The sequence below is a fragment of the Selenomonas sp. oral taxon 136 genome (genome assembly GCF_001554015.1).
GTDB lineage: Bacteria > Bacillota > Negativicutes > Selenomonadales > Selenomonadaceae > Centipeda > Centipeda felix.
In genome coordinates this window covers 1,217,991-1,239,083 of the sequence record NZ_CP014239.1, presented here as the reverse complement: position 1 = coordinate 1,239,083, position 21,093 = coordinate 1,217,991, and the positions used below count along the sequence as shown (strand labels likewise).

At 52.6% G+C, this 21,093-nt stretch carries 31 protein-coding genes, 1 other RNA gene and 2 pseudogenes; 12 read left to right on the top strand and 22 right to left on the bottom strand.

Annotation, left to right across the window (positions count from 1 at the left end; translation table 11 throughout):
* From AXE86_RS05965 to AXE86_RS12695, 15 genes and pseudogenes are all read right to left on the bottom strand, one after another.
* Window positions 1–894 carry a DNA-methyltransferase gene (locus AXE86_RS05965; RefSeq protein ID WP_232294842.1) on the bottom strand — a complete coding sequence of 298 codons (894 nt, stop codon included), beginning with the start codon at window positions 892–894 and terminating at the stop codon, window positions 1–3.
* A 10-nt stretch (window positions 895–904) separates the two neighbouring features.
* Window positions 905–2,287: a helicase-related protein gene (locus AXE86_RS05960; protein ID WP_198145241.1), complete on the bottom strand. Its 1,383-nt coding sequence runs from the start codon at window positions 2,285–2,287 to the stop codon at window positions 905–907.
* Window positions 2,277–2,972: a DNA cytosine methyltransferase gene (locus AXE86_RS13225; protein ID WP_061945561.1), complete on the bottom strand. Its 696-nt coding sequence runs from the start codon at window positions 2,970–2,972 to the stop codon at window positions 2,277–2,279. Before AXE86_RS13225 ends, AXE86_RS05960 begins: the two co-directional genes overlap by 11 nt.
* A gap of 237 nt (window positions 2,973–3,209) precedes the next feature.
* A pseudogene (locus tag AXE86_RS13465) lies at window positions 3,210–3,317 on the bottom strand (hypothetical protein); the annotation flags it as partial.
* Window positions 3,318–3,463: 146 nt separating this feature from the next.
* Window positions 3,464–3,706, bottom strand: a pseudogene (locus AXE86_RS13460) (DNA cytosine methyltransferase); the annotation flags it as partial.
* The gene (locus AXE86_RS05945) at window positions 3,703–4,626 is read right to left on the bottom strand and encodes a hypothetical protein (protein ID WP_061945557.1); all 924 of its coding nucleotides are present in this window, start codon (window positions 4,624–4,626) and stop codon (window positions 3,703–3,705) included. The gene AXE86_RS05945 and the pseudogene AXE86_RS13460, both read right to left, overlap by 4 nt.
* Window positions 4,607–4,876, bottom strand: a complete 270-nt coding sequence (locus AXE86_RS05940) for a hypothetical protein (RefSeq protein WP_061945555.1) — start codon at window positions 4,874–4,876, stop codon at window positions 4,607–4,609. The genes AXE86_RS05945 and AXE86_RS05940 overlap by 20 nt, the downstream gene beginning before the upstream one ends.
* A gap of 4 nt (window positions 4,877–4,880) precedes the next feature.
* Window positions 4,881–5,414 (bottom strand): hypothetical protein, encoded by a 534-nt coding sequence (locus AXE86_RS05935; RefSeq protein ID WP_061945553.1) that lies wholly within the window; start codon window positions 5,412–5,414, stop codon window positions 4,881–4,883.
* Window positions 5,411–6,475: a ParB/RepB/Spo0J family partition protein gene (locus tag AXE86_RS05930; protein ID WP_061945551.1), complete on the bottom strand. Its 1,065-nt coding sequence runs from the start codon at window positions 6,473–6,475 to the stop codon at window positions 5,411–5,413. The genes AXE86_RS05935 and AXE86_RS05930 overlap by 4 nt, the downstream gene beginning before the upstream one ends.
* 2 nt (window positions 6,476–6,477) lie before the next feature.
* A complete protein-coding gene (locus tag AXE86_RS05925; protein WP_061945549.1) occupies window positions 6,478–7,275 on the bottom strand; it encodes a ParA family protein in 798 nt (265 codons plus the stop codon).
* A 19-nt stretch (window positions 7,276–7,294) separates the two neighbouring features.
* Entirely contained in the window at window positions 7,295–7,792 is a 498-nt protein-coding gene (locus tag AXE86_RS05920; RefSeq protein ID WP_198145240.1) for a Holliday junction resolvase RecU, read from the bottom strand.
* Between the two features lie 203 nt (window positions 7,793–7,995).
* Window positions 7,996–8,568 carry a hypothetical protein gene (locus AXE86_RS05915; protein WP_061945545.1) on the bottom strand — a complete coding sequence of 191 codons (573 nt, stop codon included), beginning with the start codon at window positions 8,566–8,568 and terminating at the stop codon, window positions 7,996–7,998.
* A 6-nt stretch (window positions 8,569–8,574) separates the two neighbouring features.
* Window positions 8,575–8,715 carry a hypothetical protein gene (locus tag AXE86_RS12700; protein WP_157064419.1) on the bottom strand — a complete coding sequence of 47 codons (141 nt, stop codon included), beginning with the start codon at window positions 8,713–8,715 and terminating at the stop codon, window positions 8,575–8,577.
* 12 nt (window positions 8,716–8,727) lie between these two features.
* Window positions 8,728–8,910, bottom strand: a complete 183-nt coding sequence (locus tag AXE86_RS05910) for a PC4/YdbC family ssDNA-binding protein (protein WP_061945543.1) — start codon at window positions 8,908–8,910, stop codon at window positions 8,728–8,730.
* Window positions 8,911–8,987: 77 nt separating this feature from the next.
* A complete protein-coding gene (locus tag AXE86_RS12695) occupies window positions 8,988–9,161 on the bottom strand; it encodes a hypothetical protein (RefSeq protein WP_157064418.1) in 174 nt (57 codons plus the stop codon).
* A 115-nt stretch (window positions 9,162–9,276) separates the two neighbouring features.
* Here AXE86_RS12695 and AXE86_RS05905 point away from each other — a divergent pair, with 115 nt between their 5' ends.
* Complete coding sequence (locus tag AXE86_RS05905) at window positions 9,277–10,047, top strand: DUF4393 domain-containing protein (protein ID WP_198145239.1); 771 nt, start codon at window positions 9,277–9,279, stop codon at window positions 10,045–10,047.
* Window positions 10,048–10,318: 271 nt separating this feature from the next.
* Complete coding sequence (locus AXE86_RS12690; RefSeq protein ID WP_157064417.1) at window positions 10,319–10,495, top strand: hypothetical protein; 177 nt, start codon at window positions 10,319–10,321, stop codon at window positions 10,493–10,495.
* Here AXE86_RS12690 and AXE86_RS12685 read toward each other — a convergent pair.
* Window positions 10,492–10,665 carry a hypothetical protein gene (locus AXE86_RS12685; protein WP_157064416.1) on the bottom strand — a complete coding sequence of 58 codons (174 nt, stop codon included), beginning with the start codon at window positions 10,663–10,665 and terminating at the stop codon, window positions 10,492–10,494. The genes AXE86_RS12690 and AXE86_RS12685 overlap by 4 nt on opposite strands.
* A gap of 129 nt (window positions 10,666–10,794) precedes the next feature.
* On the opposite strand from AXE86_RS12685, the gene AXE86_RS13575 reads away from it, so the two are divergent.
* Both AXE86_RS13575 and AXE86_RS05895 read left to right on the top strand, forming a co-directional pair.
* Window positions 10,795–11,364 carry a DUF2321 domain-containing protein gene (locus tag AXE86_RS13575; protein ID WP_071884695.1) on the top strand — a complete coding sequence of 190 codons (570 nt, stop codon included), beginning with the start codon at window positions 10,795–10,797 and terminating at the stop codon, window positions 11,362–11,364.
* Between the two features lie 219 nt (window positions 11,365–11,583).
* Window positions 11,584–11,805, top strand: coding sequence for a hypothetical protein (locus AXE86_RS05895; protein ID WP_061945537.1), 222 nt, complete (start codon window positions 11,584–11,586; stop codon window positions 11,803–11,805).
* Here the strand turns inward: AXE86_RS05895 and AXE86_RS12680 are convergent.
* Entirely contained in the window at window positions 11,792–11,962 is a 171-nt protein-coding gene (locus AXE86_RS12680; protein ID WP_157064415.1) for a hypothetical protein, read from the bottom strand. The two genes, AXE86_RS05895 and AXE86_RS12680, sit on opposite strands and share 14 nt — an antisense overlap.
* Window positions 11,963–12,096: 134 nt before the next feature.
* Here AXE86_RS12680 and AXE86_RS05890 point away from each other — a divergent pair, with 134 nt between their 5' ends.
* Complete coding sequence (locus AXE86_RS05890; protein WP_061945535.1) at window positions 12,097–12,447, top strand: hypothetical protein; 351 nt, start codon at window positions 12,097–12,099, stop codon at window positions 12,445–12,447.
* Window positions 12,448–13,092: 645 nt separating this feature from the next.
* Here the strand turns inward: AXE86_RS05890 and AXE86_RS12675 are convergent.
* The 3 genes from AXE86_RS12675 to AXE86_RS05880 form a co-directional block, all read right to left on the bottom strand.
* Window positions 13,093–13,266 carry a hypothetical protein gene (locus AXE86_RS12675; protein ID WP_157064414.1) on the bottom strand — a complete coding sequence of 58 codons (174 nt, stop codon included), beginning with the start codon at window positions 13,264–13,266 and terminating at the stop codon, window positions 13,093–13,095.
* Between the two features lie 41 nt (window positions 13,267–13,307).
* Window positions 13,308–13,373, bottom strand: an RNA gene (locus AXE86_RS05885) — hammerhead ribozyme type II.
* Entirely contained in the window at window positions 13,373–13,588 is a 216-nt protein-coding gene (locus tag AXE86_RS05880) for a hypothetical protein (protein WP_061945533.1), read from the bottom strand. The genes AXE86_RS05885 and AXE86_RS05880 overlap by 1 nt, the downstream gene beginning before the upstream one ends.
* A 176-nt stretch (window positions 13,589–13,764) precedes the next feature.
* On the opposite strand from AXE86_RS05880, the gene AXE86_RS05875 reads away from it, so the two are divergent.
* Genes AXE86_RS05875 through AXE86_RS05865 form a run of 3 tightly spaced genes read left to right on the top strand, consistent with a single transcriptional unit; the run spans window position 13,765 to window position 16,604 of the window.
* A complete protein-coding gene (locus tag AXE86_RS05875; protein WP_061945530.1) occupies window positions 13,765–14,271 on the top strand; it encodes a helix-turn-helix domain-containing protein in 507 nt (168 codons plus the stop codon).
* A gap of 38 nt (window positions 14,272–14,309) precedes the next feature.
* The gene (locus AXE86_RS12105; RefSeq protein WP_157064413.1) at window positions 14,310–14,915 is read left to right on the top strand and encodes a type II toxin-antitoxin system PemK/MazF family toxin; all 606 of its coding nucleotides are present in this window, start codon (window positions 14,310–14,312) and stop codon (window positions 14,913–14,915) included.
* A 33-nt stretch (window positions 14,916–14,948) separates the two neighbouring features.
* On the top strand, window positions 14,949–16,604 hold the full coding sequence (locus AXE86_RS05865) for a recombinase family protein (RefSeq protein WP_157064412.1): 1,656 nt from the start codon (window positions 14,949–14,951) through the stop codon (window positions 16,602–16,604).
* A gap of 23 nt (window positions 16,605–16,627) precedes the next feature.
* Here AXE86_RS05865 and AXE86_RS12670 read toward each other — a convergent pair whose 3' ends face one another.
* The gene (locus AXE86_RS12670; RefSeq protein WP_442983606.1) at window positions 16,628–16,756 is read right to left on the bottom strand and encodes a hypothetical protein; all 129 of its coding nucleotides are present in this window, start codon (window positions 16,754–16,756) and stop codon (window positions 16,628–16,630) included.
* Window positions 16,753–16,926 (bottom strand): hypothetical protein, encoded by a 174-nt coding sequence (locus tag AXE86_RS12880; protein WP_009753497.1) that lies wholly within the window; start codon window positions 16,924–16,926, stop codon window positions 16,753–16,755. The genes AXE86_RS12670 and AXE86_RS12880 overlap by 4 nt, the downstream gene beginning before the upstream one ends.
* A gap of 217 nt (window positions 16,927–17,143) precedes the next feature.
* On the opposite strand from AXE86_RS12880, the gene AXE86_RS05860 reads away from it, so the two are divergent.
* The 4 genes from AXE86_RS05860 to AXE86_RS05845 all read left to right on the top strand — a co-directional run bounded on the left by AXE86_RS05860 (window position 17,144) and on the right by AXE86_RS05845 (window position 21,090).
* Window positions 17,144–19,057 carry a BglG family transcription antiterminator gene (locus AXE86_RS05860; RefSeq protein WP_061945526.1) on the top strand — a complete coding sequence of 638 codons (1,914 nt, stop codon included), beginning with the start codon at window positions 17,144–17,146 and terminating at the stop codon, window positions 19,055–19,057.
* Window positions 19,058–19,217: 160 nt separating this feature from the next.
* A complete protein-coding gene (locus AXE86_RS05855; RefSeq protein ID WP_071884694.1) occupies window positions 19,218–19,670 on the top strand; it encodes a PTS sugar transporter subunit IIA in 453 nt (150 codons plus the stop codon).
* A 25-nt stretch (window positions 19,671–19,695) separates the two neighbouring features.
* A complete protein-coding gene (locus AXE86_RS05850; protein ID WP_061945524.1) occupies window positions 19,696–20,016 on the top strand; it encodes a PTS fructose transporter subunit IIB in 321 nt (106 codons plus the stop codon).
* A gap of 18 nt (window positions 20,017–20,034) precedes the next feature.
* Window positions 20,035–21,090, top strand: coding sequence for a PTS fructose transporter subunit IIC (locus AXE86_RS05845; RefSeq protein WP_061945518.1), 1,056 nt, complete (start codon window positions 20,035–20,037; stop codon window positions 21,088–21,090).
* Window positions 21,091–21,093: the final 3 nt, after the last annotated feature.

Here is a 21,093-nt window from a genome sequence, read left to right as displayed (position 1 = left end):
TTATGCAAATAATGCCTGCTCTGAAACCTGCTGCGCTTCCGCTCGCTTTAGGTTCTTCACGCTCTGCGTGTAGTAGGAGTCCTTCAGCTCAATCCCGATGGCGCGCCGCCCCATCTTGACCGCCTGATACGCCTCCGATCCGATGCCCATGAACGGGGTGAATACAACATCCCCTGGATTGGTCCACATCGTGACGGCGCGCTCGATGACCTGCAGCTGAAGCGGTGCAATGTGCCGTTCATCCTCTTCGTCCCGCGCACTCGCCCGCTGCAGCGTGTTTGATGGATTGATGTCATGCCATACGCACTCCGCCCACTGCTGCCACTGCTTGACGGGGAACTCCTCACTCGTATGATGGACGGGCTTCGGATTGTCACCCGGTTTGCGGAATGTCAGCAGGTAGTCCGGAATCCCCATGCGTGAAAGGCATGAATCCTTCTTGACTTGCTTCCACAAAAGTCCGATCGCCTTCGTCCGCTGCATGGCGGTCACAGGGTCTTTACGGATAGTGACACGCGGCGTGTGCATGACAAATCCTGCCCGCTCGAAGATGCGTACAAGCGCCCCCGAAAAGTCGCGGAGTCCGATCACGCCGTCCCGTTGCTTGCTGAGTGGCAAATCCATACAGTGAACACTCATACAGCGCCCCGGCGTGAGGATGCGATAGAGTTCCTTTGCTAAAAAACGGAAATGGCGTGCAAACTCCAAGCTGCTGCGACAGTTTCCCATATCTCTGTCGCTGTTGCTGTAGGTATACAGGCTTTCAAACGGTGGCGAGAAAACGATGAAGTCCACGCTGTTTTCCGGCAATCCTCGCGTCACCTCCACACAATCCCCGTGATAGATGTGCCACATTTCCCCTGCATCTTGCCCTAGTACTTTTACATTTTCCACGTTATCCTCCTTATGCCGCTGATGGAATCAGCCATGTCGGTAGTATCATGATCTCCCGTGGGTTATATTTTATGGTCTGCCGTGCGGTCGATCGGATATTGTCCTTCGTAATGTTCTGCGTCACGGCGATCATTCCACTCAGCATCTCCTTGAACTGTTTTTCTTTGCGCTGAATGTTTTCGACGACCGCGCCCTCTGTATCCGCTGTGATGATGCGTACGTCGACGGGATGCTCCTGCCCGAATCGCCAACATCGGCGCACGGATTGATAATACTGCTCGAAGCTGTCCGATAGTCCAACAAACGCCATTTTATGGCAACGCTGAAAATTGAGTCCCATGCCGAAAATAAGCGGCTTACTGATGAGGACGCGAATCCTCCCAGCGGCAAAGTCCACCGCCGCCCGCTCTTTTACGTCCGGCTGATCGCTCCCGCTGATTTCGACGGCATCGGGGATGAGTGCTTTCAGTGCATCGGCTTCGCTGTTGAGATTGCACCATACGAGCCATTGATCCATGTCCACATTTACAAGCGCGGCGCATTCCTGCGCCCGATCCTGCACACTGTCCCGCCGCGCCTGTTGACGCTCCTGCAGTGTCAGTGCCTCAATCGCAAAAAGGGCTTCGGGTTGTCTCTTTGTGTGAACGGTATGCTGTGATATGTGCAGCGGCGGGAGGTTATAGCGTCCGCCATCATATCCGAGATCGGCGGGGTTCGTGAGCATAACACTCCAGCTTGCTACCCACCTCCAAAAGCCCTGTACTGCATGGCATTTCAGTCTCCATTTGCTTGTATCTCCGCCATCATGAACAAAGAATGTGGCAAGCATCTCGTTCGAGGACATAACCCCCAAGAACTCGCTGTGATTGCATAGCTCCATGAGGTCGTTTGGCGCGGGTGTCGCCGTGCACGCGAGTCGGTATGGAATCTGTTGACAGCACTCGATGAGCTGTGCGCGGATTTTCCCCGCCTGTGCCTTGAGGATGGACGATTCATCCAGTACCACGCCCAGAAATTGAGAGAAGTCGAAACGATCCATGCGCTCATAGTTCGTGATGTTGATCCCGCCATCTATGACATCTTCCTGCGAGCGGCAATGATGGACGGTGATCCCGAACTTCCCCCCCTCGGATATGGTCTGCTTGCTCACGGCGAGCGGCGCAAGGATGAGAACTGTGCCTCCGATGTGACGCGCCCATTCAAGCTGCATGAGTGTCTTTCCGAGTCCCGTTCCTGCAAATATCGCCGCTTTCCCTTTTTTCAGTGCCCAGAGTACAATGTCGCGCTGAAAATCAAATAGCTTGTCACTTATGGCGATGTTCTCGACGTTGATTCCTGCGGTGGGCACGGTGATCTCTTTCCGTCGTAGGAACTCCTCGTAATTATCCATCATGATAATTTGTCCTCTCTGTTTGCGTGTTCTCCACAATCCGCCTTATCACATAGTCCGCGCAGGGCTGCGCCATTCCGTTCCCCAGCGCCTTATAACGCGCCGTGTCGCTCCCGCCCTCGGTGTAGCCGTCAGGCAATCCTTGCAGTCGCTCGCACTCGGTTGGCGTGAGGCGGCGCACAATGGAGTGCATGACTGCCGCATGACGGTCAATCGTGTTCAGCGTATAGGATGTTTCCTCGAGCACGCCTTTCCCGTTGCCGCCATTCTCGATTTTGCGGTCAATCGTATTGCCCGCGATGCAGTAGCTGTGTACTATGGGTACTTGATTCCCGCCCGTGCCCATACGGGCGTTGAGTGTCGGGACGATGCCGTCTTTTACCGGTCGCATGACTTCATCGGCGTGTGTCATGTCATAGATCGCTACGTGCATCTCTTTCTCTGCGATGATGGTTGGTGCAACCTCTTCGGCGTATCCGATGTTCCCTGCGGTCGGCGCAGCTTTCCTGATAAATCCTGCGGATCTGACAAAAACCGCTCCATTATTCGTTCCTCGCCCTTCACCGCTATAGAGTGCCGCCATTTTCCCGTTTTCGTCATAGATTCGTCTGCTTTGCACGTCCCACGGTGCCAGCGCGCTTGTCGCGACGATCTGCGGGTCACGGTCGATGCACGGGCTTCCATCCATACGTGCGGTCAGGGTCCTTGCTGTCTTGGGGATATATTCGCCTGACGTTCGAGCGCAATCCGCAGTTCTTCCGGCAGCTCCTTCCCCCGCTCTTTTGCTCTCCGCAGGATTCCCAGACACGCCTTCGCGCTCAAATAGTATTTCTCCAGCACGTCGGTCATCGGCTGCAAAATCCGTGACAAGAAAGATTCTACGGCGACGTTGGGGCACTCCCCAATATTGCGCGTCGAGGACGCGCCATGCGATTTGACACTCGTCGCATTCAACCATTCCGGCGTTTGCCCATTTGCCATGTTGAGGTATTGGAATTTCGGTCTGTCCGATTTCCTCAAGCACGGCTCTAAAATCAGCCCCTTTATTGCTTGAGAATGCCCCGGGGACGTTCTCCCAGACAAAGAAGCGCGGGTATCTCCCCCCCCCGTGGACGCTCGTATTCTCCGAACAATGTCAACTGCTTTGCGGAATAAGCCGCTTCGTGCACCATCCAGCCCCTTTCTTTTTCCTGCGATGGATAGGTCTTGACACGGACTGCCCGCGCATACGATGTCCACAGGCTCGATCTCGTCGGGGTCAATCTGCGTAATGTCCCCGAGCTGTCGCACATCGGGGAAGTGCCACGCCGTCACGGATTGCGGGAACGGTTCGATCTCACTCGCCCATACGGGTGTTACACCTGCATGACGTGCTGCAAGAAGCCAACCGCCGATGCCGTCAAACAAACTGCCGAGTGTCATCGTCTCCACCGCCTCATCCTTATATAGTCCTCAAACCTCTCACAAGATCGGAATATGATCTTGTTGTTTACCCATCGCTGCAATCGGCGTGTCTCTTTCGGCGCATTCGGCTTGTCGTAGATCATGACGTATGGATCGTATCCATGCTCGCGCAGCCAGTAGACGCGATGCAGATCCTCCGCGTGCGTGCTCCAATAGTTCGTGAGCAGATATACGCGGCGGCGGCGATAATCCCAGATTGACGTTCGCTCTGCAAAAAACTGTAATTGTCGTGGGATGGATTCGTCACGTGGATTGTCCCATGCGAAATGGAGCATTTTGACCTTGCACGCATTCAGCAGGTCGATATTCTCCTCTGTGAGGAGTCGCGCATCCAGTCCTCCCTGTGTAAAGTCCACCCATGCACCGCTTGCAGCGAGCTGTCCGAGCAGTTCCATGTGCTCCGATGCGGCGAGTAGGTTCGGGTCAAGCAGTTTAATGTGCCGCTCTCCGTCCCAAAAGGATCTCAAGTCCGCCACTTTACGGCTTGTCCTCCCCTCTTTATCTGCCACAATACAGAATGGGCACGCACGCGGGCATCCGCGGGTCAAGAATCCGTATGCTATGTTTCGGATTCCATAGAGTGAATAGTCAGGGCGGATGTTTTCGATCTCTGGTGGCAGTACACGAGCCTCTCCCGATCCTGTTCCTCCGACTTCTACGCCGATGGTGATCAGTCGCCGTGCGATTTCCCTACTCTCAGAAAACACGCACGCCGCATAGAGCTTGTCATAGCCGCCGAACAGGTTGCCGCCGAGGAGAACGTCATCGGGGTGTAGAAGGCGGACGCTATCGCCTTGACGTTTGTGCCATGCAGACAGCTTCATCAAGACGAGATTCGGGAAGTTATGCCCGTCTACGTCAACCAGTCCGACTCTCATCCACTTCCTCCACCAATACCAGCACGAGCGATCCGCGTGTTTTCAGTCGCCGCCCCCCCGCATCCCACGCTTTGCTGCGCTCCTCAATTCTGCGAAGTGCGGCGGGACGGGCGCACCATTGCGCGGTTTTCCTGTTCACGCCCGCAAGCGCGGCGATATCGTCCAGTGTTCCCTCGCCGATGTAATCATCCCCGCGATAGGCGGCGTAGATGTTGCAGTTTCTCTTTTGGTGATAGTTCCCTTTTTCCACCCCGTCACGCTCCCATCAGCTCCGGCTCATCGGCATCATCACCGCCATCATCCCCGCCGCCATCGCCGCCGTCAAAATCAAGGCTCTGCTGTGCGCGCTCGCCGTCGATGTACCGCCACGCCTCGATCTCAAGTTCCTTCAGGTCGTTCGCAAGGTCAAGGCTGATGCAGTAATCCTCGCTGTCCGCTTCGTTTTGCGGCAGTTCCGGACGCGCGGGCGTGTTGATGATGAGCGGTGCCTTGCTGTGTTCGAGTTCTTTTTGCGCCGTGATGGTGATGTATCTGTTATCATCGGTATGTGATTCGGTGATCCCGCTGACCTTGATCCTCTTCGCGTCCCGCTTGTCAAATTCGCAGATGTCGATAACGTGCGCGACCATCGCAAGCATCCGCTCTTTCAGTTCCACGCGCGGCGGGTCTTTGCAGGTCATTGTGTACGCATCCCAGCTTTTAGTGGCTTCCTGATAGACTTCCCACCCGAAGAAATACTCGCCTTTCTTCGCTTTGATCTTCGTGATGCGCTTTTTGCGTTCCGTCATGTTGCTCCCTCCTCTGCTTCAATATCCGCCATCTCCTGCGCGACAATCTCCATGAGCGTCTCCACATATTCAGCGGCGGCGGTGAAATTTGCCGCGCCGCGCGTGTTGTCCGCAACGGCGATCGCACGCTGCGCCGCTCCCTGATAGCTCTCTCTGAGTGCTTTCAGCTCTCCGTAGACCGCCATGACGGCGTATGCCTCCGGGCTTTTCGTTGTGTATGGGAAATCTGCGTCCTGCTCCTGCGCTGCCGCATTCTCGCGCGGATATTTCGCCGTCTCTGATTCTTCGGGCGGCGGCTGCGCTATTGACGGCGTTTCTGTAGTGGACTGTGTTGTCCGCTCCTGTTTCGGCGTTTCCCGCTCCTTGACTTCTTCCACATCGCGGATGGTGACCGCTCCCTCTGTGTGAAGCCTGTCCGCGATCTTCGTCTGTTCATCCTCCGAGAGCCGTGAGGATTCGTATGCAACACTCACGCCGATTTTCTCCTGCTCGAATGCCTCTTTGAGGTCTGGATTCGTGAGGTTGTTTGCAATCGCCGCATAGCGGGCGAGCTGTCCTGATGTGGTGTTCAGCATCCGCGCGACGGTCTCGCGAATCGGCGCATCCAATTTTCCGTCGGCTTTGATCTGCTTTAGGATGTCGGTCGTCCGCTGCGCTTGTCGCATTTTCTCCGCATCCGTCAGCTCGCGCGCGGTGCTGTTTGTGTAGATCAGCATGAGTTCGCGCATATTTTCGTCTGCCTCATTCTCGATGAGCGCGGCGATATTTGCGAACTCCGCGTGTCCATCTGCGACGAGTTTCTGACAGGCGAGATGCCGACGGTGTCCGCTGATAATCATGTAACGCCCGTCTGCGTCAGCGGCTTTGACGACGATGTTCTGTAGGACGCGTCCCGCAATCAGGATGGAGTCTGCAAGCTCGTCAATGCCCGCCATACTGTAGTGATTCGCAGGATTCGGGATGATCACGTCGATGGGTAGCGTTTTCAGCTCGTAGGGATGCTTTGCCGCCTCGGACTGCGAAGCGGTATTCATGAGCGCCATCATGTTAAATCCCGCCATCGTTATGCCTCCTCTTCATCCGCATCCAGAGGGAATCCGATAATTTGTGTCAAATACTCCCACGCGAGGCTCTTATAGTTCCGCGCCGCACGGCATCGCGGACTGTGCTGCATGATCGGCGCAGATGCAAATGTGGATTCGTCCACTTTCGCCGTCCAGTGGATGCGCGTATTCATGAGCCTATATTTCTCCATCATCTGCAGGTACGCCGCTCCCTGCTCGTTGACTTCGTTGCCGCGATAGCTTGTGATAACGCATCCCCGAAATGTCAGTCGCACGTTGAAATTATCCCGTACCTGCCGCACGCACTGAATCATCTCATCCACGCCGTCAAAGGTGAACTGATCCACCTTGACAGGAATGATGACATCATCACCTGCGGCAAGGGCGTTGATCACGCTCATGTTCTCGTCGGGGGCGTTGTCGATGATGCAGTAGTCATATTTCTCCGCGACTGCCACAATCGCACTTTTGAGGCGCGTCTGCTGCGGGTGCATGGTGTCCATGAGGACTGCCTTATTTGCGCTGAGCAGGGTCATATTGGCAGGGATGCAGTCAATCCCCGCGATGCCCGTATGCCGAATGACCTCCTCGGCGGTCTTTTCGCCTGTCATGAGATCGGCGACGCTCGGATGGTCGTAGCTGTGCACGCCGAAAAACTTGCTCGTATTGCCCTGCTTGTCATTGTCGATGACAAGGACGCGCATTTTATGAACGTGTGCAATCACATAGGCAAGGTTGACGCTCGTGATGGTCTTGCCAACACCGCCCTTGAGGTTGCAGATATTGAGTACCCTCATTTTTCGCTCCTCTCCGTTGTTAGAATGGACCATCTTCATACGGATTCGCCATGTAGTCCAAGAACCAGATCACGCCGTCAAATTTCACGCGGTATTTCTGAACATCCTCGGCGCGAATGTACTGTTTGCCGAATATCGTTTTCATTCCGGCGAATGCGACCCACGGGATCATGAAATACTGATCACCGATTCCTGCGCAGACGGCAGAGAATGCGCCCATCTTGTGAAAGTCCTGAAGTGCCTGCGCCTGTGTCGGTGTGATCACTTTGAATTGCAGTCGGTCGGTGTCCGTGTGCTTTGCCTCAAATGCGATCATCTTGCCGCCGGGGAGACAGCCGATGAAGTCCGGCTGCGCGTGAGCGGTGAATCGTACCGTCGCAATTCCCTTCGTGCGGTTCTTTGTCAGCACGCGGAACGGCTCCGGTACCTTGATTATGTTCGCGCGGCCTTGATCGTGATAGGGGCGGCACGCGGCAAGGATCATCTGCTCATGCAGCCGGCCGCGCCCGTTACTCATTGCCGCTCTGTATTTTCGGGCGTCGGCTTCGTTAGCGCGTTCCCATATCGTATGGTCTTTCATTTCCCATTCTCCTGTTCATTTCGTTGTATGGCGTGTCTTGTGTTTTTTGAGCGGAAATGCTATAATATTTATGTACGATTTACATAGTTTCCACTCGTTGGAGCTGCCCCTTCCTTTCTGGAAAAAGGAAGGGGTTTTTCTTATGCCCCTACATCGACGTACTGGACGCACGCCCACGCATCTGCGCCCGCAAGGTGCTTGACTACGAACGGCATGACTTCGCCTGTGTCGGCATCGAGCAGTGCATAGTCCCCGTTTTCATCCTGCGTGTCCGCGATGATGTATTTCGGCTCGTCGCGCTCCATGACGGTCTCCGTTGCGCGGGTGACAGCTTCCACCCACGCAGGATCGTCCGATTTCAATCCGCCCGCGCCGATCGTCTCGTCATGTCGGATGAGTTCGCGGCGGTAGATTCCCCGCCATAGGTTTTCCTTATCGGTGTGACTGTAGATGAGCCGCCACTGCTTCATGTCAATTTGCTCCGTTTCCTTGTAGCTGCACCGCCAAAATGCGGGCTGATGATACTCGCATTCGAGGCAGTGTCTCTCGCAGACGCTTCCACGATGACGGCGACACACAATGCCCGTCATGTGTCTGTGCTGGCAGACCGGGCATAGGTTGTCGGCGTAGATCGTCCGAAACTCCTCCATGTACCGCCGCTTTCGCATCTGCTCGCGCTCTCGTAGGAGTGCCGTCTTGACGGTGATTTGCATGGCAGATCAGACCCCCGTGCATCGGCGCAGCTCGATCGCCACACCGATGGCGTATCCGATGCCGAGTGCCGCACCGAGTACGAACGCCCATCCCCACGGATAGAGCAGCGGCGTGCGAAAGCTCGCGATCCGCTTGTAGATTCCCATGATCGTGCCTCCTCAGATGATGCGATTCTCTACGAGTACGCTGCCAAGTTCGGCGGCTTCCTCATCGGTGAGTGTGATGCCCTTATGCATACGCGGCTCTTCGCCCGGTTCGTGCGGCCAACGGCGAAGGTCGAGCTTTGCCTGGCGGCCGTTGTAGCTGATGCGGTTGAGTTCGAGTGTGTTCCCCCCCCCCATCCGCGCTCTGACTGATGATTGCAAGACGCCTTGTGATTTTGTAGCTGAAATCCTTCATCTCGTCCCTCCTATTCTGCTCACCCGGCGACCGACTGCCGCCGCTCTGCCATATTCACCACGTTAGGGCTTGGCGGCTCGCGTCGCTCGGCGTGAGCAACGATGGTGATATTCTTTCCGTCCTGTTCCGCCTTGAGTTGATAGAGCCGCGTCATGATCGTTGCTGGATTCGCGTTGATGAGATTTGCGTTCATGTGCTCCCTCCTTTTGTTTCAAGTTATTCTGGCTATCCCGTCATCTCCTCACTTCCTCAATTGTGATATAATATTTTGTAGTCGCTTTCTTATTTACATGGAAAGGATGTTTCCTATGATAGAAGAAGTTGCTGTCCCTGCCCTCGCAGTATTTGCTGCTACTGTAGCTAAAAAAAGCGCAGAGGCTCCGGCTCACACGTTAAATCTTTTGTGGAAAGTAACATGGGGGCGATGGGATCCACTGATGGAACACCAAATCAGAGAAAACGTAGAGAGGTATGCCAAGGACATCGACAACGAACTCAACAAAATCCCTCCAGAGAACATCAACAGTGACCCAGATATCAGCCTCATCGGTCCTGCACTAGAGGCTTCAAAATACTATGTAGCAAAAGAAAAAGCGCGTGGAATGTTTGCCAAGCTAATTGCCGCAGAGATGGACGCGACCAAATCAGATCAAGTTCATCACGCATTTGTAGAGATCATCAAACAGATGAACCCTTTGGATGCAAGGGTTTTGTCCTCCTTGCATAATTCAATAACCCTGCTGCATTGTATATATCCATCGAAAGATCGTCTCGATAAGCCTCAGCTAGTATCTGATATATGTATCTCTGACACCTTCCCCGAATACAAACAGAACGTATCCCTTGCTATAGGAAATCTCACCCGCCTTGGTCTGCTGGATATACCAACAAGGAATCTTGGCAGCGTGCGTGTCGGCGGCAATCAACTTGATATGATTGAACGGTTTAAGAGAACGTCGCTTTATAGGGAGATAGCGCAAAAGACCCAGTCATACTGCCCACCCGACGAAATCCGGGTGACAACCTATGACGCATATCTAACCCCTATGGCATTTGCTTTTCGTGGGATTTGCTTGTAAATCGCGGATCCTCTTGCAACCTCTTCCACATGAACAGCCCCATCTGCAAGGCAAGCCACCCTGCCGCCGTGACATTGATAAACGTAGACACCAAAAACATCAATACGAGAAATACATAATGTTCCATCTCCATGAGGTTACCTCCATATCTCAATCCACAGCCCGCTCATGCGGGCTGTTTTTCTTTGCCGCCATCGGCGGCGGTATCATCCGTCATAGTTGTTGCTCCATCCCCTCCGTGCTATAACGAGCGCGGAAAGGAGGTAATGTAATGACGGATACCGCAAGTCTTAGGCAAGCTGTTGAGAATTTCAAATACAATAGCCGTCCATCTTCCTCGAATGGGAGCGATCCCGCCACCGTCAAGGACATCAGAAATTTGATAAAGGAAACCGGCAAAGTTCTGAATCAAATCATCGATGCCCTTGACGAGCAAGAATCCCATTAATCCTTTTCACACGGCGTCGTCTCATCGGGCGACGCTTTTTTGACGGTGACAATCGGAATCAGCCGTAACTTGTCGCAGCAGTCATAGATCTTATTCCGCAGTTCATCCAGTTCCTTGAAGATGGATTCCAACTCTTTGTCATCGATTTCAATCCAAATGCCTCGTTTCATCTCCTCACCTCCCTTCCATGCATAAGTTTTCCCTCGCCCTATGCAGTCTGTTGTGCGCTAGCGGCGGCGTATAAATTTGTTACTCCCGCCCCTCCGTGCTATAATGAGCGCGGAAAGGTGCGTGATACAATGCCATCACAGAACTACTACGAAACCGCACAAATCTGCCAATCCGGACATTTGATCACCAAACACTATGATCTCTATCCCGTCGAGCGAAAAGATTTTTGCCCAACCTGCGCATCGCCTACCATCCACGAATGCCCAAACTGTCATAAGAGCATACAAGGTTGTCTGCATACGTCATACCAAGTCCCCAACCTTGCAAGGCCGTTGGATTCCCTCGATCTTTATGAAACCTACCCCGAATATACCAACATAAACGAGTGCGCCAACATAGACGCTTCCTACGTTGTTCCTGCCTATTGCTATAACTGTGGACATCCATACCCTTGGATAAAGTCAACCCTAGACGAAGCAAATCTCCTGATTTCAATGTCAGAAGAATTGTCAGCAAATGAAATCGAGCGCGTGAACGAACTATTCCCCGACTTACTCACACAGCGACCTCATACCGTTTCATCCGCGATCACCATATCCCGTATCCTATCCGATGCCTCCCCATTCTTGCGGGATTCCTTAAAAGCCGGCATCGCCGACAAACTCGTTTCCAGTGCCTTGAAGTTTCTTGGCTGGTGACATTCTTGAATGAACTTGATATTTTCACGGAACTCGGACAGCATTTCGACCGTTATGCTTCCTTTTTTCGCCTGTATCATGCTCTGAATCACCAAATCCCTAAAAACTATAAGCATTGCCGCTTCCTCCATCTCCTCACCTCCCTTATGCGCCCGCTCACGCGGGCGTTTTCTCTGCCTCCTCGCCGTGCTATAATGAGTACGGAAAGGAGGTGATTTCATGGCTAAGATAAAGTTGACGCTGAAAGACCGCACTGTTATCCCGATGGAACATGTGACTGCCATCAACGTGTTCCCAATCAATACGGAAAAGTCTTTCGCTGAAGGCGAATTTGATAAAATCCCCCTTGACCCTAACGCCTCTTATTCCTTTGTAGGGTCTGACGAGACAATCATCATCGCCGGCGTAGACATCTTCTGCATCTCAATTAGCAAACTCTAGTGATTCCTTTGACCTCCACGCGAAGCCTACATTCTTTGTTCGCTTCGCGTATTTTTTCGATAATCTCCTGCACGGTTTCCATACGTCCATCAGATGAATTGATCTCAAATACAATCTCAGTTAGTCCTCTGAACGAACTCCGCTTGATCTCTTCCATCTCCTCACCTCCTTATGCGGGCTGTTTTTCTTTGCCGCCATCGGCGGCGGTCATCGCGGCGTTCACCACGTCGCGCTTGAACAAATAGGATAAATCAAATTTGTATCGAATATCTCCTTTAAGGAGATGATTTTATGCGGTTCCGCTATCAAGTCCTAAAGGCACTCATTGAACACGTTGGAAAGAAAACGCTTCCCCGATTCGAATCGACGGTTCTTGTTGAGATGTTTCCAAATCAATCAGCTGATATAGTGACTTCCTGCCTGCACGAGTTGCAGGAGGAAGGTCTTGTGTCCTTTTCCCATAGCAGCGATGATAAGTTTTATTCCTTCTCGATCGCCCCTTCTGCCTCGGCATATCTTCTCAATCTGAAGGAGCTCAAACACCTAAAACAGAGGGAAAAGTGGGAAAACCGCATCTATGGTTTTATTGCCGGGGTTGCTTCAACCGTACTAGCTAGAATGCTCGTTCAATGGCTTCAATAATTAGATACCCTGTCACTCCTCCTAATATGTAGAAAAGCACTGTTCCCCAGTCAAACCGCTCCATATGCTCACCTCCCTCGCCCGCCTATGCGGGCTGTTTTTCTTTGCCGCCATCGGCGGCGGTCATCGCGGCGTTCACCACGTCGCGCTTGAACAAATAGGATAAATCAAATTTGTGTCGAATATCTCCTTCAAGGAGATGATTTTATGGATAAAAATAGCCTATGCCTGTTGAAATACATGGAAGTGGTAGACTACCGAACCGCAAACGAGATAGAATCTTTCTGCCGTGTCCCACTCTCCGCTTCTCTTTAATTTTGTAGGCTTGAGGGAGAATCTCTCATCTGTATCGATTCTCGCTTCAACGATACTTTGCATTTTTCAATCACGCCGCGCGGGCGAGAAGTACTCGAATCTCACAGCGCAAAGCAAAGACACAATTTCATAACATATGCGACTTTTGTCATCGCACTTTTGAACTTCTTATTTTGTGTTTCCAAAAACATTTAATAAGAAAGTTGCCATGACCAAAATCAATGTGAGCAGCTGAATAACCTCTCGTGTGCTCCACATAACCCTCACCTCCTTATGCTGGCTGTTTTTCTTTGCCGCCATCGGCGGCGTATAAATTTGTTGCTCCCGCCCCTAGGCGCTCTTCTTCTCGATGCGCGGCTCTGCGGGCGCAGTCAGGATGTATCCTGCCAGTCGCAGGATCGTGTCTGTCCCGCCCGCTGCACGGATTTTTTCGATGATCTTCATGACTTCCATGCGTGCCTGCTCGCTTTTGAGTGCCTGCATGATTGCTGTATTCTCATTCATTTCATTCACCTCCCTTATGCGCCCGCTTATGCGGGCTTTTTCGTGACCTGCCATCACCAGCGCAGGGAGGTCATTCCCTGCGGACGCCCACGCGGGGCGTTTCGGCTCATCCCGGAATCCTAACTCCTGCGAGTTTGCTTGCTTCATTGACCAGCCACAGAACGCGCTTCGTCTCCCTGACACGCTCCCAGTTAATCTCCTCTGGTATCAAGTCCAGCCGATTCTCGACGTGAGCTTTCAGCGCGTCCAGTTTCTTCTCAAGTTCTGCGATTGTCCCGCAGAACTCGTCCAGAGCTTTTTCGTTTACGCCTGTGTTTTTCATTTTGTTTTCTCCTTGCCCTGTATGGCGGTTTCAAGTTCATCTGTTTCTTTTCGTGTTGTTATACACAATGTAACACACATTACCGTGCTAGTCAACACTTTTTATTTTATTTTATGTGTTGATTTACGCATTTTTTTGTGATATGCTCTAGTCAAGAAACGAAAGGGGTTGAGGAAATGGAATCAAATGGGCTTCACGAACGCATCAAAGCCGTTCGCAAGAGCCTGACGCCGAAGATGTCACAGACGGTATTCGCCGAAGCTCTCGGAACAAAACGCGACACCATTGCAAATTATGAAGGCGGTCGAGTTATCCCAACCGACACATTCATCCAACTGCTCTGTACGAAGTTCAACATTTCGGAGGACTGGCTACGCACGGGTGAAGGCGAAATGTATAAAGATGAGGGGGAAACACTATTTGCCAACTTTGCCCGCCAGTATGGACTCACTGAAAAAGAGCAACAAGCGGCACGCTATCTGCTCTCACTCTCCAGTGAGGAACGTCAGCAAATCTCTCATTATCTCGGTTTACTGATCCGAGGAATGCAGAATGATGATGCCAAAAAAGCCGAGGTCGAAAAGCGCGATCAGGCGCATCGGATGCTGGATGCGGAACTGGATGCAGAGCAAAAAGGGCAATCAGCCTCTACCTCTGGAAGCTCCGCCGCAAAAATGGCATAAAAAAAGACCGCACCTAGGCGGCAGAAAGGTATGATGTTTTGAATATACAACAATTGATAGCGGATGCTTTCCGATCACTCCGTTCTTTTCTGAATGATTGCTTGTCCTCAAATGACATGCGGAAAAATAAGAGGGCTTTCCTGCTCTCTTATTGGATTAAGAACTACATTCAAATGTTACGCCACGAACGCCCGCAATCCTACCGCCGTTTTCAGCGTGGCGACGTTGTGAAGGTGGATTTCGGCTTTCGCATTGGCTCGGAACACGGCGGTCTTCATTATGCAGTTATTCTAAACTCAAATGATTCCCAACGTGCACCTGTCGTTACAGTTATCCCTCTTACATCCTTAAAATCAGAGGCACAGCGTAACCGTCTTCATTTTGGCGAAGTTGATCTAGCGGACAAATTGATTCAAAAGTTGAATGACAAGCTGAATCAATCTCCGACTCCGGCACTGCAAAGGGAGGTCAGTCGACTGAGTTTAGGCAGTATCGCACTGACGAATCAAATTGTCACAATCAGTAAGGTTCGGATTACGGATCCCGTGCAAGGAAATTCGCCACTTTCCGGCATCCGGCTTGATACTGAGGCGATGGATCAGATCGACTCAGTTCTGAAGATATTTCTGTTTCCACCCAACTAGGATTTCTTTTTACTTGACGGATTCTCTCTGTTCGTGTATTATAATAGTACACATGCCCTTCGCGGGCTCGGTCATTTGACCGCTAGGACACAGGAGAACCCAGTCAAGTTTGACTGGGTTCTTTCTATTTCTCAAACAAAACAAAAGCCGCCCGTGCTGACAACACGAACGGCTCTAGGCTCGGCAGGCGGTACTGACAATACCACCCGCCCACTGAAACACCATGAAGATGCTTCCATACGCAATTTCATTATAGCACCTTCATGGCGTATTTTCCATACGCAATTTTGGAGGTGTATTTTTATGCCGAAACGTGCGGCTCTCTATATCCGCGTCTCCTCCGAGGAACAGGCGCGACACGGGCTTTCCCTCGGCGAGCAGCGCGCCGATCTGCTGAACTATGCGAAGGAACATGGTTATTCGGTGGTTGGGATCTATGCCGATGAAGGTGTGAGCGCACGCAAGGCGATGTCCCGCCGCAAGGAGCTGCAGCGGATGCTTGCCGATGTTGAGGCTGGATGTATCGACATTATCATCATCAAGTGTCTTGACCGTTGGTTTCGCAATGTCGCGGATTTCTACAAGGTCAAAGAACGTCTGGACGCATGCGGGGTCGATTGGGTATGCAGTCGTGAGGACTATAATACGACGACGCCGAACGGGATTCTTATGCTGAATCTCAAGCTCTCAATCGCACAGCATGAGAGCGATCAGACGGGCGAGCGCATCCGGTATGTTTTCGAAGGAAAACGCGCACGCAGGCAGTTTGTAACAGGTCTAATTCCCCTAGGGCTAAAGGTTGCAGATGGCTATTTCGCGCGGGATGATAAAACTGCGCCGATTGTTGAATGTGCGTTCAATCATATTTTGAACGGCGGATCTACGCGCTCTTTGGTGCAGGTTCTTTATGATAAGTTCGGGCACAAGATCACCAAGGCGGGGCTGTTTGACCTTCTGCGTAATCGTTCTTATATCGGTGAGGTGTACGGCATTCCTGATTATATGTTTTCGCTGATTCCTCATGACGTTTTCTTTCGGGTACAGGAGATTCTTTCGCGTAATACAAAGTATACGCGCAGCGGCAGGATCTATTTATTCTCCGGACTCCTCCGGTGTCCTGACTGCGGCAGGAATTTAGCGGCATATCGCGGGCGACGTGTGAATAGCGACGGGGAGCGGCGTTTTCAATATCAGTGCGGCTACCGTGTCAATCGCTCAATGCCCGGCTGTCATTTTGCGCGCGGTATGTACGAGGATAAGATAGAGCAATATCTGCTCGATAATATTCAATCATTGATTCGAGAGCATATCATCACGATGGAGTCATTCTGTGGTCAGCAAGGAAGGGAACGCCCGGAATCAAAGATAGACGCGCTCAAGGCGAAGCTCTCACGGCTTGAGGATATATATATCGCAGGCTTAATGGATAAGGACAAATATACAAAAACATACAAGGAGATCACACAGGAGATATCGGAGCTCTCAACGCTCGTCGCTCGTTCGCTGTCTATCCCCTCTGCCCTTCGCGAGGTTGCCGATGATAGGGATTTTCGCAGCACCTATGAAAGTCTCACGCGAGAGAACAAGCAGCGCTTTTGGAAGTCCATTATCGCCTCGATTACGTTCGATGATACTCCTGATACCCGTGGTAAGGGTGCCTATATCCCTTATCGGGTTACTTTTTTATAGCAAAATGTCCCATGTAAGGAAGGTTAAACATTCGTCTCGCGTGTGCAGCGCGCGGCGGCATAGGCGAGCGGCAGGCGGTACGCCGCCCCGAGAAGGCGCAGCTCACGGCAGGTCACGCGCCGCATGGCAGACGCAGGAAGCACCGCACTCATCGCGTCCCCTCCTTTTCCCCGCGCATCATAACCGTGCGCCCGAGAAAGCCGATCAGCCCCGAGGCGATGTTGCTCGTCAGCTCCGCGCTCCCATAGAACACGGAGAGAATCGCAACGACGACCAGCCCCGTCCCGACCATCCAGTCCACACGCGGCAAATAGTTTCGCATAAAAAATTCTCCTTTCCTGTCTCACATGTACCTCTATCGAGAGTAGTTGCTGTGAAACGAGAAAAGGAGAGTGCCGTGGGGGTAAATTTTCCATACAAAGTCAAACAGCCCCACAAATTTTATTGTACACAGAAAAAATATGTGTATTATCTGTCTCCCCTCTTTGCTATGATGAATGCATCGCGTAGGGAAGCGGGGTACAAAGGAGGTGCAGGACATGAAACTGATCCGACGGCAGCTGACGCTCTTACGCTATTTGCAAAAGCAGCCGCAGTGGGGACAGCGAGAGCTTGCAGCGGCGCTGCATGTCTCAGCGGCAACGGTAAAAAACGACCTCCTGCAGCTCACGCCCCTGCTCAGAGAGCATGGTGTGGAGATCTCCATACGCTCGGGCGGAGGAATCCGCCTGATCGGACGGGAAAACTTGAGTTATCTGCGCAAGACCGCCCAAACAATGCAGGAATTCTCCCTCGAAAGCCAGGTACGCCTACTCCTCTTGATGAGCGATGATTTCATGGTGCTCCAAGATATGGCAGACGCACTCTTCATTTCGAAATCCCTGCTGGAAAAGGTTATGAGTATCTTGCTTCAAAAGTACGACGACGAGATAATATCCATGCGTCGGCATGGTATACGCATGACAAGCACCCAGTTCGAGCGGCGCAATCTGTTTGCAGAACTCCTGTTGCCGTACTTCAAGGGGATCGACTTCAAGGCGGAAATACGCCTCTTCCACAGGGATCATTTCCCGTTGCTGGATTTCGTGACGGAGGAGGAAGCGGCACGAGCCGCCAAAGCGGTCGGTCTGCTCCGTGCGCAGCGCGCGTTTAGTTTCACGGATGAATCACAGCGGTTGGCATATCTCCAGATGGTCTACATCACCTATGTGCATCGGGCCTTCCGTATGGCATCACCAGGGCCCTTGGCCGGCGAGCTTTCCACAGGCATGAAAGGGGAGGCGCTTTGTCAGGAACTTGCGCAGGATGTCGTGCATGCACTCGGGCTGCCTGTCGACGAGCGGGCATATTTTCGCTATCTCTTCCTAAGTCTGCGCAAGCAAAAGATGGAGGATAGTGCATTTTATCGTGAGGAAATGCAGGGCGCATTAAATGAGATTCTCACACGCATCGAGGGGCGTCTTGTACTCGATCTCTCAGGAGATGAGGCATTGCTCTCAGGACTCGCCGTACACCTCTATACGACAGTGATCCGGCGCGACCTCCTCAAGACGACCTTTCAAGAGCACGAGGGACAAGGGATCCGCATCGAGTACCCGATCGGCTTCGAAATGGCGGTGATCGCAGCACAAGTTTTAGCAGAGATGTATGACTATCAGGTCTTGGAGGAGGAACTTCTCTACCTGACGCTGCATTTCCAAGCGGCACTTGAACGTCTCAGGAGCACAGGCCAGCGCGTACGTGTGCTGGTCGTCTGCCACTATGGCATGGCGGCGGCAAACCTCATCGCCGAGCGCCTTACGCATCTGCACGCGGGCATCTTCATCATCGGCAGCACCTCGATGCAAAGTTTCCTCGCACATGATGCAGCGGAAGCCGATCTTGTCGTGAGCACGGAGGCTATTGCGAATACAGAGGGTCTGCCGCCCGTTCTCTATGTCTCGCCGACGCTGCCAGCGCAGGAACTAGCTGCCGTGCGCCAATTCGTGGAGACGCAAGGGCAGAGGAACGTCCTGCTGCTCTACCTGATGCGCGCACATGTCATGGATATGGAACGGGCAGACAATGCGGAGGAGGTGCTCACACTTGCTGCGCGAAAACTCGAGGAGGCAGGGGCGGTTACGGGAGACTATCTTGGCAGCCTATTGGAGAGGGAATATATCTCCTCGACAGATCTCGGCACAATCGCCGTACCACATGGAAATCCCGACCTCGTCCGTGAGACCGCACTCCTCATCATCCGTCTGAAACAGCCGCTCCGTTGGCGGGTCTCGGATATTTCCTATGTATTTATTTTCGCCGTCAGCCGCGTAGACATGGGCCGCCGCCTCCCACTCATCTCGAGTTTCTACAAACGTTTGGTCAGCGAGGAGCTCCGCCGTGCGCTGCCGGAAATGCAGGCACTGCCTGTACAGGAGTTCCGGCTCGAGCTGGCGCATCTTATCGCCGGATGAAATCATCACCTAATATCCATAATAGGAGCAACTGTACCTTCATACAGTTGCTCCTATTTTCACACAAGGATTTGCACGCAGAAGAAAATACGCTGTGTTTTACTCCACGCATTGTTTTGCTATTCTGTGAATAAGGAACAGAAAGGGGGATCTATAAAAAATGATTCGTGAGCCACTGATCTTTGCCAAAGAAGCCCTCAAGAACAAGGAGGATGTTATCCGCCAAATCGCAGGGGCGGCAAAAGAAGAGGGGGTGCTGAGAGATCCGGAGGAATTCATGGAAGCGGTGCTGCAACGGGAAGAAGAGGTTTCAACATCCATCGGATACGGTATTGCGATCCCACACGGAAAGACAGACGCGGTAAAAGAACCATTCATCTCCTTTATGAGCTTCGAGACACCGTTCATCTGGGACCAAGAGACGGGAGACGAGGTCAAGGCAGCATTCCTCATCGGCGTGCCGGAGACGAATACAGAGATGCTGCATCTAAAGGCGATCGCCGCCATCAGCAAGAGGCTCCTCGATGACGACTTTAGGGAGAAACTCTATGCCTGTCGATCACAGCGGGAAGCATACGCTCTCCTGAGCGAGATCGACCAGAGCATTCGATAAGTATTTTATTTTAGGAGGGTTTCATATGAAAATCGTCGGTGTAGCAGCATGTATCACGGGCATTGCCCACACCTACATGGCGCAGGAAGCACTGGAAAAGGAGTGCAAAAAACGCGGCTTTGACTGCAAGGTGGAGACACAAGGCGGCATGGGCATCGAAAACGAGCTTGAACAGGATGAAATCGACGACGCGGATGTTGTTGTCATGGCGGTCGCCATCGGCATTGAGGGCGAGGATCGCTTCGAGGAGAAGGACGAAGCAGGACGCGTATTGACCCTGAACCCCGCTGATCTCATCCGTGACCCCGCCGCGACAGTGGACAAGGCGATCGCACTTGTAAAATAGAAGAGGAGGAAAAAGAAAATGGCAGAAGCAAAATCCATCCTAGCTGACTTGACAAAAGCCTTTAACACTGGCGTCAGCTACATGATGCCGGTCGTCGTGGTCGGCGGTATCTGTTTAGCCCTGTCGCTCGCCAGCGGAGACGCGACAGCCGGTGAAGGCATGGTGGTCACGAACCCTGTACTGAAAAACCTCGGAACGCTCGGCATGGCAGGCTTTGCGATGATGATCCCCGTCCTCTCAGGCTATATCGCCTACGCGCTCTGCGGCAAGCCCGGTATTGCCCCCGGCATGATCACGGGCTATCTCGCCAACACACCGTTCGGTGATAACCACGTACAGACAGGCTTCCTCGGTGCAATGCTGATGGGCATCATGGTCGGCTACATCGGTCAATGGGTAAAGAAATGGAATGTCGGCAATACACTGAAGCCCATCATGCCCATCCTGATCATCCCGATCGTCACAACACTCATCGTCGGATTTGCCTATATTTATATTCTTGTCGAACCGATCGGCTGGGTCATGCGTGAGCTGATCTCCATGCTGTCAGGGATGCAGGGCGGCAGCGCACTCATCCTCGGTCTGATCGTCGGTGCGATGGCGGCCTTTGATATGGGCGGTCCCGTCAATAAAACGGCAACAGCCTTCACACTCGCACTGATGGCAGAGGGCATCTATGAGCCGAACGGAGCCTATCGTATCGCCGTCGCTATACCTCCGCTCGGGGTCGGTCTCTCTACTTACCTTTCGCGAAAGAAATGGGAGGAAGCAGATCGGCAGATGGGCATCTCCGCAATCTTCATGGGGCTGATCGGCATCACTGAGGGCGCTATCCCCTTCGCGGTCAAGAGCCTGCGGACTGTACTTCCATCGATTATCATCGGCAGTGCAGTCGGCGCAGGACTTGGCATGATCCACGGCGTTCAGTGCATGGTTCCGCACGGCGGACTGATCGTACTGCCCGCCGTGACTCATGGTGCGCTGTGGTACGCGATTGATATGCTGATCGGTGTCTTGGTTACGGCGCTCTGCCTGCATATACTGCGCAAGGACATAACGTCGTCAGAGAAATAATAT

What these genes read in the sequence shown, in the direction of transcription:
- AXE86_RS05960 (WP_198145241.1), bottom strand. Translation starts at nt 2,287, where the DNA reads ATGATGGATAATTACGAGGAGTTCCTACGACGGAAAGAGATCACCGTG.
- AXE86_RS13225 (WP_061945561.1), bottom strand. Translation starts at nt 2,972, where the DNA reads ATGGATGGAAGCCCGTGCATCGACCGTGACCCGCAGATCGTCGCGACA.
- AXE86_RS05945 (WP_061945557.1), bottom strand. Translation starts at nt 4,626, where the DNA reads ATGAGAGTCGGACTGGTTGACGTAGACGGGCATAACTTCCCGAATCTC.
- AXE86_RS05935 (WP_061945553.1), bottom strand. Translation starts at nt 5,414, where the DNA reads ATGACGGAACGCAAAAAGCGCATCACGAAGATCAAAGCGAAGAAAGGC.
- AXE86_RS05930 (WP_061945551.1), bottom strand. Translation starts at nt 6,475, where the DNA reads ATGGCGGGATTTAACATGATGGCGCTCATGAATACCGCTTCGCAGTCC.
- AXE86_RS05925 (WP_061945549.1), bottom strand. Translation starts at nt 7,275, where the DNA reads ATGAGGGTACTCAATATCTGCAACCTCAAGGGCGGTGTTGGCAAGACC.
- AXE86_RS05920 (WP_198145240.1), bottom strand. Translation starts at nt 7,792, where the DNA reads ATGAGTAACGGGCGCGGCCGGCTGCATGAGCAGATGATCCTTGCCGCG.
- AXE86_RS05915 (WP_061945545.1), bottom strand. Translation starts at nt 8,568, where the DNA reads ATGCAAATCACCGTCAAGACGGCACTCCTACGAGAGCGCGAGCAGATG.
- AXE86_RS12700 (WP_157064419.1), bottom strand. Translation starts at nt 8,715, where the DNA reads ATGGGAATCTACAAGCGGATCGCGAGCTTTCGCACGCCGCTGCTCTAT.
- AXE86_RS05910 (WP_061945543.1), bottom strand. Translation starts at nt 8,910, where the DNA reads ATGGGGGGGGGGAACACACTCGAACTCAACCGCATCAGCTACAACGGC.
- AXE86_RS12695 (WP_157064418.1), bottom strand. Translation starts at nt 9,161, where the DNA reads ATGAACGCAAATCTCATCAACGCGAATCCAGCAACGATCATGACGCGG.
- AXE86_RS05905 (WP_198145239.1), top strand. Translation starts at nt 9,277, where the DNA reads ATGATAGAAGAAGTTGCTGTCCCTGCCCTCGCAGTATTTGCTGCTACT.
- AXE86_RS12690 (WP_157064417.1), top strand. Translation starts at nt 10,319, where the DNA reads ATGACGGATACCGCAAGTCTTAGGCAAGCTGTTGAGAATTTCAAATAC.
- AXE86_RS12685 (WP_157064416.1), bottom strand. Translation starts at nt 10,665, where the DNA reads ATGAAACGAGGCATTTGGATTGAAATCGATGACAAAGAGTTGGAATCC.
- AXE86_RS13575 (WP_071884695.1), top strand. Translation starts at nt 10,795, where the DNA reads ATGCCATCACAGAACTACTACGAAACCGCACAAATCTGCCAATCCGGA.
- AXE86_RS05895 (WP_061945537.1), top strand. Translation starts at nt 11,584, where the DNA reads ATGGCTAAGATAAAGTTGACGCTGAAAGACCGCACTGTTATCCCGATG.
- AXE86_RS12680 (WP_157064415.1), bottom strand. Translation starts at nt 11,962, where the DNA reads ATGGAAGAGATCAAGCGGAGTTCGTTCAGAGGACTAACTGAGATTGTA.
- AXE86_RS05890 (WP_061945535.1), top strand. Translation starts at nt 12,097, where the DNA reads ATGCGGTTCCGCTATCAAGTCCTAAAGGCACTCATTGAACACGTTGGA.
- AXE86_RS12675 (WP_157064414.1), bottom strand. Translation starts at nt 13,266, where the DNA reads ATGAATGAGAATACAGCAATCATGCAGGCACTCAAAAGCGAGCAGGCA.
- AXE86_RS05880 (WP_061945533.1), bottom strand. Translation starts at nt 13,588, where the DNA reads ATGAAAAACACAGGCGTAAACGAAAAAGCTCTGGACGAGTTCTGCGGG.
- AXE86_RS05875 (WP_061945530.1), top strand. Translation starts at nt 13,765, where the DNA reads ATGGAATCAAATGGGCTTCACGAACGCATCAAAGCCGTTCGCAAGAGC.
- AXE86_RS12670 (WP_442983606.1), bottom strand. Translation starts at nt 16,756, where the DNA reads ATGAGTGCGGTGCTTCCTGCGTCTGCCATGCGGCGCGTGACCTGCCGT.
- AXE86_RS12880 (WP_009753497.1), bottom strand. Translation starts at nt 16,926, where the DNA reads ATGCGAAACTATTTGCCGCGTGTGGACTGGATGGTCGGGACGGGGCTG.
- AXE86_RS05860 (WP_061945526.1), top strand. Translation starts at nt 17,144, where the DNA reads ATGAAACTGATCCGACGGCAGCTGACGCTCTTACGCTATTTGCAAAAG.
- AXE86_RS05855 (WP_071884694.1), top strand. Translation starts at nt 19,218, where the DNA reads ATGATTCGTGAGCCACTGATCTTTGCCAAAGAAGCCCTCAAGAACAAG.
- AXE86_RS05850 (WP_061945524.1), top strand. Translation starts at nt 19,696, where the DNA reads ATGAAAATCGTCGGTGTAGCAGCATGTATCACGGGCATTGCCCACACC.
- AXE86_RS05845 (WP_061945518.1), top strand. Translation starts at nt 20,035, where the DNA reads ATGGCAGAAGCAAAATCCATCCTAGCTGACTTGACAAAAGCCTTTAAC.